This window comes from Streptomyces cellostaticus, from assembly GCF_023630175.1.
Lineage (GTDB): Bacteria > Actinomycetota > Actinomycetes > Streptomycetales > Streptomycetaceae > Streptomyces > Streptomyces cellostaticus_A.
The window spans coordinates 45,535-55,360 of record NZ_JALLIN010000050.1 but is presented as its reverse complement, the minus strand read 5'-3'; the positions used below and the strand labels follow the sequence as shown (position 1 = coordinate 55,360).

At 72.1% G+C, this 9,826-nt stretch carries 8 protein-coding genes; 5 read left to right on the top strand and 3 right to left on the bottom strand.

Features of this window, described 5'->3' with window-relative positions; translation table 11 throughout:
- Positions 1–6 precede the first annotated feature (6 nt).
- The gene (locus MXD57_RS26560) at positions 7–531 is read right to left on the bottom strand and encodes a DUF4245 domain-containing protein (protein ID WP_250404556.1); all 525 of its coding nucleotides are present in this window, start codon (positions 529–531) and stop codon (positions 7–9) included.
- Between the two features lie 127 nt (positions 532–658).
- Here MXD57_RS26560 and glpX point away from each other — a divergent pair, with 127 nt between their 5' ends.
- Positions 659–1,693: a class II fructose-bisphosphatase gene (glpX, locus tag MXD57_RS26555; RefSeq protein WP_199211838.1), complete on the top strand. Its 1,035-nt coding sequence runs from the start codon at positions 659–661 to the stop codon at positions 1,691–1,693.
- Positions 1,694–1,882: 189 nt separating this feature from the next.
- Here the strand turns inward: glpX and MXD57_RS26550 are convergent, their stop codons facing one another.
- Both MXD57_RS26550 and MXD57_RS26545 read right to left on the bottom strand, forming a co-directional pair.
- Complete coding sequence (locus MXD57_RS26550; protein ID WP_250404555.1) at positions 1,883–2,257, bottom strand: WhiB family transcriptional regulator; 375 nt, start codon at positions 2,255–2,257, stop codon at positions 1,883–1,885.
- 175 nt (positions 2,258–2,432) lie between these two features.
- Positions 2,433–3,134 carry a DUF1707 SHOCT-like domain-containing protein gene (locus MXD57_RS26545; RefSeq protein ID WP_250404554.1) on the bottom strand — a complete coding sequence of 234 codons (702 nt, stop codon included), beginning with the start codon at positions 3,132–3,134 and terminating at the stop codon, positions 2,433–2,435.
- Between the two features lie 168 nt (positions 3,135–3,302).
- On the opposite strand from MXD57_RS26545, the gene MXD57_RS26540 reads away from it, so the two are divergent.
- From MXD57_RS26540 to MXD57_RS26525, 4 genes are all read left to right on the top strand, one after another.
- Entirely contained in the window at positions 3,303–4,976 is a 1,674-nt protein-coding gene (locus MXD57_RS26540; RefSeq protein WP_250404553.1) for a fumarate hydratase, read from the top strand.
- 223 nt (positions 4,977–5,199) lie between these two features.
- The gene (locus MXD57_RS26535) at positions 5,200–6,585 is read left to right on the top strand and encodes a class II fumarate hydratase (RefSeq protein WP_250404552.1); all 1,386 of its coding nucleotides are present in this window, start codon (positions 5,200–5,202) and stop codon (positions 6,583–6,585) included.
- A gap of 73 nt (positions 6,586–6,658) precedes the next feature.
- Entirely contained in the window at positions 6,659–7,348 is a 690-nt protein-coding gene (fomD, locus tag MXD57_RS26530) for a cytidylyl-2-hydroxypropylphosphonate hydrolase (protein ID WP_250404551.1), read from the top strand.
- A 293-nt stretch (positions 7,349–7,641) separates the two neighbouring features.
- Complete coding sequence (locus tag MXD57_RS26525; protein ID WP_250404550.1) at positions 7,642–9,720, top strand: SpoIIE family protein phosphatase; 2,079 nt, start codon at positions 7,642–7,644, stop codon at positions 9,718–9,720.
- The last annotated feature ends 106 nt before the right edge of the window (positions 9,721–9,826 follow it).

Here is a 9,826-nt window from a genome sequence, read left to right as displayed (position 1 = left end):
GGGTCCTCAGGACATCTTCAGGGCCTCGGCCATCCTGGTCAGCCGGTCGAAGGGCGCGGTGCCGGCGACCACCGTGGTGGAGCCGGGGGTGCCCTCCAGTACCAGGGCGTCGTAGCGGCCGCCGGTGTACCGGGTCCAGGTGCGTTCGCCGATCCGCTCGGTCCGCTTCGTCGCCTTCGAGCCCTGGCTGGCCTGGTCGATGAATTCGGACCGCTTCTGAGTCGACTGCTCGACCTGCACGTACTGACCCTCGGGATCCTGGAAGCCGAGGTGCCAGCGGTCGGAGTTCTCACCCTGGAAGCGCACCGAGGTCGCCTTCCAGGCGTCGGGCAGGCCCTCGGGGGCGGCCACCGGGTAGCTCGCGGCACGGCGCGCCGTGTCCAGCTCGACCCGGTAGTCGACCCGCTTGATGTCGGGAGCGTGATCGTCGTGCGGGACGAAGACGTAGATGACCGCCGCCGCGATCCCGATGAGGCCCAGGGAGAGGATCATGTCCCGGACCGTCTTCTGCTTGCCGTTGGAACCTGCCACGCCCTCTATCGTCGCAGGTGCCCGGACCGCTCATCCGTGGGGTCCCCTGCTCATTTTGTCTGCTCAACGATAGAGTCAGGACCAACACCCTCATCCGGCCGTCGTCGTATCAGAAAGGTGCGCTCCGATGACCGAGAATCATCATCTGCCGTCCGAGCTCGATGTGCCCTCAGAGGCGCCCGACCGCAACCTCGCCCTGGAGCTCGTCCGGGTGACCGAGGCCGCCGCCATGGCCGCGGGCCGCTGGGTCGGCCGCGGCGACAAGAACGGCGCCGACGGTGCCGCGGTACGCGCCATGCGGACCCTCGTCTCGACCGTCTCGATGAACGGCGTCGTCGTCATCGGCGAGGGCGAGAAGGACGAGGCCCCGATGCTCTTCAACGGGGAGCACGTCGGCGACGGCACCGGTCCCGAGGTGGACATCGCGGTCGACCCGATCGACGGCACCACCCTGACCGCCAAGGGCATGCCCAACGCGATCGCCGTCCTGGCCGCCGCCGAGCGCGGGGCCATGTTCGACCCGTCCGCCGTGTTCTACATGGACAAGCTGGTCACCGGCCCCGAGGCCGCCGACTTCGTCGACATCAACGCACCGGTGTCGGTCAACATCCGCCGGGTCGCCAAGGCCAAGCGCCGCACGCCCGAGGACGTCACGGTCGTCATCCTGGACCGGCCCCGGCACGAAGGCATCATCAAGGAGATCCGCGACACCGGCGCGCGCATCAAGCTGATCTCCGACGGTGACGTCGCCGGGTCCATCCTGGCCCTGCGCGAGGGCACCGGCATCGACCTGCTGCTCGGCATCGGCGGCACCCCGGAGGGCATCATCTCGGCCTGCGCCGTGAAGTGCCTGGGCGGGACCATCCAGGGCAAGCTGTGGCCCAAGGACGACGAGGAGCGGGCACGGGCCGTCGACGCCGGGCACGACCTGGACCGCGTCCTGACCACGGAGGACCTGGTCACCGGCGAGAACGTGTTCTTCGTCGCCACGGGCATCACCGACGGCGAGCTGATGCGCGGGGTGCGGTACCGGTCGGAGACCGCGACCACCGACTCGATCGTGATGCGGTCGAGGTCCGGCACCGTGCGGCGGATCGACTCCGAGCACCGGCTGAGCAAGCTGCGGGCCTACAGCGCGATCGACTTCGACCGGGCGAAGTGACCCGCCCGGGGTGAGTGCCGCTCCCCCCGGAATCGCGACGGGCGCCCTCTGTGCGGAGAGGGCGCCCATTGCCGCGTCCAGGGCCCTTGGTTCGGATGGAGCCGGGGCCGATCCGGCCCGATCCGAACGCAGGACCCCGGGGGGTGCAGTTCGGATCGGGTCGGGGCCGGCCCGATCCGAACGACACCCCTAGCCGGCTATGCGTTCCGTCGTCGCCCGCGCCGCCTTCTTCAGCTCCAGGTCCCGACGGCGGCGGCGCGCCAGCACCACACGGCGTTCGGCCGCCGTCAGGCCGCCCCAGACGCCGTACGGCTCGGGCTGGAGGAGGGCGTGCTCGCGGCACTCGACCATGACCGGGCAGCGGGCGCAGACACGCTTGGCCGCTTCCTCGCGGGACAGCCGGGCGGCCGTCGGCTCCTTGGACGGGGCGAAGAACAGACCCGCCTCGTCACGTTGGCACACCGCCTCGGTGTGCCAGGGGGCGTCTTGGTCCCTGTCTCGCACTGGCACCCGCTGGGCCGGAACGGCAGCGACCTGCAGGGACGAATGCGGCGGTTGCAGCACGGTCTACTCCTGACGACGGCTTCGCGAGCGAGCGACGATGCAGCAAGGCCTACCCGCTGTGCGCGCGCCTATGCACAGCGTTTCCAACCGCGGGTGCCTGTCGTCCTGTTCACGCCCCCACGCACCCGCCGACGACCGGACCGGCCTCGTCCGTTCGCCGGCGGATTCGCGACCGTCAACGGTCCAGGTGTTTGCGCAGTTTCCGGTCGACCTTGCCCTGGACGCGGTCGAGGATGTCCGCCACCAGCCTGCCGCGCTTGGGCCGTGCCTCCACGTTGCCCAGCACGGCCCAGCCGTCGACGTAGACCACGGGCGCCTCCGACTCGGCCGAGTCCAGCGGCGCCACCTCGAAGTTGCCCAGCACACCGCCGCCCGTTCCGCGCAGCGAGACGTTCTCCGGGACGCGGATCTGCACGTCACCGAAGACCGAGACGGCCTTGACGACGACCTGCTGGTACTCGAAGACCGCCTCGCTCAGATCGATCTCCACGCTGCCGAAGACCGCGTAGGCGTGCAGTCGGCGCCCCGCCCGCCAGCGGCCCCGCCGCATGGCGCTGCTGAAGACGGCCACCACGTTGGCGTCCGCCTCGGCCGGGATCACACCGGGAGCCGGGCGGGGCGGCACGGACGTGCAGCCGGGCGCCGACGGCCCCTGATGGGCCGCGGGCAGGTCCCGGATGAAGGTCTCCAGCTCGCCGACCGTCTTGGCGTGCAGCACCCCCTCGACGCGCTCGGCGTGCTCGTCCGCGGTCAGCCGGCCCTCGGCCAGGGCCTCACGGAGGATGTCGGCGACGCGGTCACGGTCGGCGTCCGAGGCGCGCAGGTCGGCGGGGGCCGGGGCCCCGTCCCGGGCTGGGGCGTGCTTCTGAAGGTCCACGGCGGCAGCGTACCGAAACGCGATAGATCGCGACTAGGGGTGGGGACGACCCCGGGCGTGTCGAACTGAGCCCGACCTCACAGGTTCCGGCGCGGCGGCAGGTCCTACGCTGGTGGGGCCCGCCAACGTCGGCGGGCAGCCGTCCGTCAGAGTGAGGAATGGGCTGAGATGCCTGAGTTCGCGTACACCGATCTGCTTCCCCAGGGCGAGGACACCACCCCCTACCGGCTGGTGACCTCGGAAGGCGTGTCCACCGTCGAGGGGCCGGACGGGCGGACGTTCCTCAAGGTGGAGCCGGAGGCGCTGCGCAGGCTCGCCGAAGAGGCCGTCCACGACATCCAGCACTACCTGCGCCCGGCCCACCTCGCCCAGCTCCGCCGCATCATCGACGACCCCGAGGCCTCCGGCAACGACAAGTTCGTCGCCCTGGACCTGCTGAAGAACGCGAACATCGCGGCGGCCGGCGTGCTCCCGATGTGCCAGGACACCGGCACCGCGATCGTCATGGGCAAGCGCGGCCAGAACGTGCTCACCGAGGGCGGGGACGAGAAGGCCCTCTCGCACGGCATCTTCGACGCCTACACCCGGCTGAACCTGCGCTACTCGCAGATGGCTCCGCTCACCATGTGGGAGGAGAGGAACACCGGCTCCAACCTCCCCGCGCAGATCGAGCTGTACGCGACCGACGGCGGCGCCTACAAGTTCCTGTTCATGGCGAAGGGCGGCGGCAGCGCCAACAAGTCCTTCCTCTACCAGGAGACGAAGGCCGTCCTGAACGAGGCCTCCATGATGAAGTTCCTGGAGGAGAAGATCCGCTCGCTCGGCACGGCCGCCTGCCCGCCCTACCACCTGGCGATCGTCGTCGGCGGCACGAGCGCCGAGTACGCGCTGAAGACCGCCAAGTACGCCTCCGCGCACTACCTGGACGAGTTGCCGGACGAGGGCTCGCCGCTCGGCCACGGCTTCCGGGACAAGGACCTGGAGGAGAAGGTCTTCGAGCTGACGCAGAAGATCGGCATCGGCGCCCAGTTCGGCGGCAAGTACTTCTGCCACGACGTCCGCGTGGTGCGCCTGCCCCGCCACGGCGCCTCCTGCCCGGTCGCGATCGCCGTCTCCTGCTCGGCCGACCGCCAGGCGGTCGCCAAGATCACCGCCGAGGGCGTCTTCCTGGAGCAGCTCGAGACGGACCCGGCGCGGTTCCTGCCGGAGACCACCGACGAGCACCTGGACGAGTCGTCCGACGTCGTCACCATCGACCTGAACCAGCCGATGGACGAGGTCCTCGCGGAGCTGACCAAGTACCCGGTCAGGACGCGGCTCTCCCTCACCGGCCCGCTGGTCGTCGCCCGCGACATCGCGCACGCCAAGATCAAGGAGCGGCTGGACGCGGGCGAGGACATGCCGCAGTACCTGAAGGACCACCCGGTGTACTACGCGGGCCCGGCGAAGACGCCCGAGGGCTACGCGTCCGGTTCCTTCGGCCCGACGACCGCCGGCCGCATGGACTCCTACGTGGAGCAGTTCCAGGCGGCGGGCGGCTCCAAGGTCATGCTCGCCAAGGGCAACCGCAGCAAGCAGGTCACCGACGCGTGCGACGCGCACGGCGGCTTCTACCTCGGCTCGATCGGCGGCCCGGCCGCCCGCCTCGCCCAGGACTGCATCAAGAAGGTCGAGGTCCTGGAGTACGAGGAGCTGGGGATGGAGGCCGTCTGGAAGATCGAGGTCGAGGACTTCCCGGCGTTCATCGTGGTCGACGACAAGGGGAACGACTTCTTCAGCCCGCAGGAACCCTCCCGGCCGACCTTCACGAGCATCCCGGTGCGAGGTCCCGGCCTCGGCTGACCCGCCGCCGTCCCGCCCGGAGCCCCCGGCACCACGCCGGGGGCTCCGCCGTCGCCCCGGCGGGCACCTGCCCGCGCCCGCGGGCCCCGTGCCCGGGCAGGGCGGGTTCCGCCTCCCGCGCGGCCCGGCCGCGGCCTCCGACTCGCCGCCCCGCATGCCCGGTTTCACCCGCACGGGCCGGCCGGGGCGGAACATCGGGGCGTTCCCGGTCGCTGTAGACGGTATGAGCGAATACCGCATCGAGCACGACTCCATGGGCGAGGTCCGGGTGCCCGCCCGCGCCAAGTGGCGGGCGCAGACGCAGCGTGCCGTCGAGAACTTCCCCGTGTCCGGGCAGCGGATCGAGCGGGCGCACATCGAGGCGCTGGCACGGATCAAGGGCGCCGCGGCGAAGGTGAACGCCGAGCTGGGTGTGCTGGACAAGGACGTCGCGGAGGCGATCCAGGAGGCCGCCCGGGAGGTCGCCGAGGGGAAGTGGGACGAGCACTTCCCGGTGGACGTGTTCCAGACCGGGTCCGGGACCTCGTCCAACATGAACACCAACGAGGTCCTCGCCACCCTGGCCGGTGAGCGGCTGGGCCGGGACGTGCACCCCAACGACCACGTCAACGCCTCGCAGTCGTCGAACGACGTCTTCCCCTCGTCCCTGCACATCGCCGCCACCGCCGCCGTCACCCGCGACCTGATCCCGGCGCTGGAACACCTCGCCGCCGCCCTCGGGCGCAAGTCCGAGGAGTTCGCGGACGTCGTCAAGGCCGGGCGGACGCACCTGATGGACGCGACACCGGTGACCCTGGGGCAGGAGTTCGGCGGGTACGCGGCCCAGGTGCGCTACGGCGTGGAGCGGCTGCGGGCCTCGCTGCCCCGGCTGGCGGAGCTGCCGCTCGGCGGGACCGCGGTCGGCACCGGGATCAACACGCCGCCCGGGTTCTCCGCCGCGGTGATCGAGGAGGTCGCGCGGGCCACCGGGCTGCCGCTCACCGAGGCACGCGACCACTTCGAGGCGCAGGGCGCCCGGGACGGGGTCGTGGAGACCAGTGGGCAGTTGCGGACCATCGCGGTCGGGCTGACGAAGATCGCCAACGATCTGCGCTGGATGGCGTCGGGGCCGCGCACCGGGCTGGCCGAGATCCGGCTGCCCGATCTGCAGCCGGGCTCCTCGATCATGCCGGGCAAGGTCAACCCGGTCATCCCCGAGGCCGTGCTCATGGTCGCCGCCCAGGTGATCGGCAACGACGCGACCGTCGCCACCGCCGGCGCCGCCGGGAACTTCGAGCTGAACGTGATGCTCCCCGTCATCGCCAAGAACGTGCTGGAGTCGATCCGGCTGCTCGCGAACGTCTCCCGGCTGCTCGCCGACCGGACCGTGGACGGTGTCACCGCCGACCGCGAACGCGCCCGCGAGTACGCCGAGTCCTCGCCGTCGGTGGTGACGCCGCTGAACAAGTACATCGGCTACGAGGAGGCCGCGAAGGTCGCCAAGCGGTCGCTGGCCGAGCGCCGGACCATCCGCGAGGTCGTGCTGGAGGGCGGTTACGTGGAGCGCGGCGACCTCACGCCGGAGCAGCTCGACGAGGCGCTGGATGTCCTGCGGATGACACGGCCGTGACAACCGCTCGCGTCATCGCAGAACCGTGACGCGTACCGCAGCGTCGTATGTGCACGGCACCTAATATCTGTTCATGGCGGACAACGGAGCGGTGAGACGAGCGGCGGCGGGGCCTGCGACCCACTGGACCCCCGGGAGCCGGATCCTGTGGCGGTACCGGGAGAACGCCGGCGCGCGCTTCCACATCGCGCGGCCCGTCACCGTCGTCCGGGACGACGCGGACCTGCTCGCCGTGTGGATGGCGCCCGGTACCGAGTGTGTGAAGCCGGTGCTCGCCGACGGTACGCCGGTGCACGTGGAACCGCTTCGGACCCGCTACACCAGGCCGCGTTCGGTGCAGCGGGACCGGTGGTTCGGCACGGGTGTGCTGAAGCTGGCCCGGCCCGCCGAGCCCTGGTCGGTGTGGCTGTTCTGGGAGCCGGGCTGGCGGTTCAAGAACTGGTACGTCAACCTGGAGGAGCCGCTGACCCGCTGGGCGGGCGGGGTCGACTCCGAGGACCACTTCCTGGACATCTCCGTCCATCCGGACCGCAGTTGGCACTGGCGGGACGAGGACGAGTTCGCGCAGGCCCAGCGGGACGGGCTGATGGACGAGGAGACCGCCGAGCGGGTGCGGGCGGCCGGCCGGGCCGCGGTGGAGGTGATCGACGCCTGGGGGCCGCCGTTCTCGGAGGGCTGGCAGCACTGGCGACCGGATCCGTCCTGGGCGGTACCGTCACTCCCCGAGGACTGGGACCGTACGCCCGCGCACGTGTCCTCATGAGACCCTTGATGCGCCCCGGGTCCACAACCGTAGGATCGTCCTCCGCAAGAATCCGCAAGGCAACTCCCGGGGCGCGAACCGGGTCTGACCAGACGTCACCGAGGGGCGGCAGGAGTGAGCGAGGGGTACGAGGGCAACACCCCGGCGGGCCCGGCAGGGTTCACCGGCGGCACAGGCACGACCTCTGACCATGCGGGAATTCCGTTCCTGGGGCACGTATTCCGGGTATCGGACTTTCGGCGGGACCATGTGCGCGCCCGGCGCGCAGCCCCGGACGGATGGATTCGACGCGCGTGACGGAGCACCCCACGTCCTACGACCGCCCGCAGTCGGGCGCCGACCCCGCGGAGTCCCGCGGGGCGCTGCTGCGTACCCCGGAGCAGCTCGGCAGTCCGGCCTTACCGGCACAGGCCCGGGCCGACGGACCGCCCTCCGCACCGGGGGCGGCCGCGCCCCGCGGCAAGGGGAAGGAGCCCCCAGTCAACGGCCCCGAGCACTCCCAGCCCGCCACCGCGCCGACGGACACCGGTCGTCCCCGTCCGGCGCCGGAGGCCATTCCGCCGCAGCCGGGCGCCGAGCAGGAACGGGCGTCCGACGGCCAGGACCGCCGTACCGGGCGGGGGCTGCCTCCTGGGCGGCCGATGCCGATGCGGCGCGACGGGGACCGGCTCAGGTTCGTGGGCGCGGCGACCCGGCGGATCGCGCGCGGCCTCGATCTGGACGAGATCGTGATGGGGCTGTGCCGGGCCACCGTGCCGACGTTCTCCGACGCGATCCTGGTCTATCTGCGCGATCCGCTGCCGGTGGGTGACGAGCGCCCGACCGGGCCCGTGGTGCTGCGGCTGCGCCGCACGGACCGCATTCCGGACGAGCGGGACGCGGAGGGGCTGGCGCTGCCGCCCTTCCCCGAACCGGAGCCGGAGGCTTCGGCCCTGACGGAGCTGTCGTCGCTGACCACCGAGCTGTGCGAGGTGCGTCCCGGCGGCGCCCTGAACGAGGTGCTGCGCGGGGTGCGCCCGGTGTTCGCCGACGCGCCCGCCGCCCGGGCGGCGCTGCCCGAACTGCTCGGCGAGGGCGGGGAGGCGGCCGTGCCGGGCGGACGGCACGCGATCCTCGCGCCGCTGCGCGGCCGGCGCCGGGTGATCGGTGCCGCGCTGTTCCTGCGGCGCCCGGAGCGGCCGGCGTTCGAGGGCGACGACCTGCTGGTGGCGGCGCAGCTCGCCACGCACAGCGCGCTCGGTATCGACAAGGCGGTGCTGTACGGCCGGGAGGCGTACATCGCCGACGAGCTGCAGCGCACCATGCTGCCGGAGACGCTGCCCCGGCCGACCGGCGTGCGGCTGGCGTCCCGCTATCTGCCGGCGGCGGAGACGGCGCGGGTGGGCGGCGACTGGTACGACGCGATCCCGCTGCCCGGCAGCCGGGTGGCGCTGGTGGTCGGAGATGTCATGGGGCACTCCATGACCTCGGCGGCGATCATGGGCCAGCTCCGCACGACGGCGCAGACGCTGGCCGGTCTCGACCTGCCCCCGCAGGAGGTGCTGCACCATCTGGACGAGCAGGCGCAGCGGCTGGGCACGGACCGCATGGCGACCTGCCTGTACGCCGTGTACGACCCGGTGACGCACCGCATCACGATCGCCAACGCGGGGCATCCGCCGCCGGTGCTGCTGCATCTGGGCGGCCGGGCGGAGGTTCTGCGGGTGCCGCCGGGCGCGCCGATCGGCGTGGGCGGGGTGGACTTCGAGGCGGTGGAGCTGGACGCGCCGGCCGGGGCCACGCTGCTGCTGTACACGGACGGGCTGGTGGAGTCACGGCTGCGCGACGTGTGGACCGGCATAGAGCAGTTGCGGGAGAAGCTCGCCGCGACGGCGCGGCTGACCGGCCCGGACCATCCGCCGCCGCTCGAGGCGCTGTGCGACGAGGTGCTGGACATGCTCGGCCCGGGCGACCGGGACGACGACATCGCGCTGCTCGCGGCCCGTTTCGACGGGATCGCGCCGAGCGATGTGGCGTACTGGACGCTGGAGCCGGAGGTCGCGACGCCCGGTCAGGCCCGCCGGCTGGCCCGCCGGGCACTGGCCCGATGGGGTCTGGAGGAGCTGACGGACTCGGTCGAGCTGCTGGTCAGCGAGGTGGTCACGAACGCGGTGCGCTACGCCACCCGGCCGGTGACCCTGCGTCTGCTGCGCACGGACGTGCTGCGCTGCGAGGTCGGGGACGACGTGCCCCAGTTGCCGCGGCTGTGCCAGGCGCGGGCCACGGACGAGGGCGGCCGCGGGCTGTACCTGGTCAACAAGCTGGCCCGGCGCTGGGGCGCGACCCGGCTGAGCACCGGCAAGGTGGTCTGGTTCGAGCTGAACAGGGCCTGAGTGCGACGGCATCGGGGCGTCCGGTCTGCGGGCGCCCCGATGCCGGGCCGGCGCGGTGGAGATCACATCCGTCAACCGCGGAATCGGGGTGCGCTTCCCGGCCGGC

What these genes read in the sequence shown, in the direction of transcription:
- MXD57_RS26540 (WP_250404553.1), top strand. Translation starts at nt 3,303, where the DNA reads ATGCCTGAGTTCGCGTACACCGATCTGCTTCCCCAGGGCGAGGACACC.
- fomD (WP_250404551.1), top strand. Translation starts at nt 6,659, where the DNA reads ATGGCGGACAACGGAGCGGTGAGACGAGCGGCGGCGGGGCCTGCGACC.
- glpX (WP_199211838.1), top strand. Translation starts at nt 659, where the DNA reads ATGACCGAGAATCATCATCTGCCGTCCGAGCTCGATGTGCCCTCAGAG.
- MXD57_RS26535 (WP_250404552.1), top strand. Translation starts at nt 5,200, where the DNA reads ATGAGCGAATACCGCATCGAGCACGACTCCATGGGCGAGGTCCGGGTG.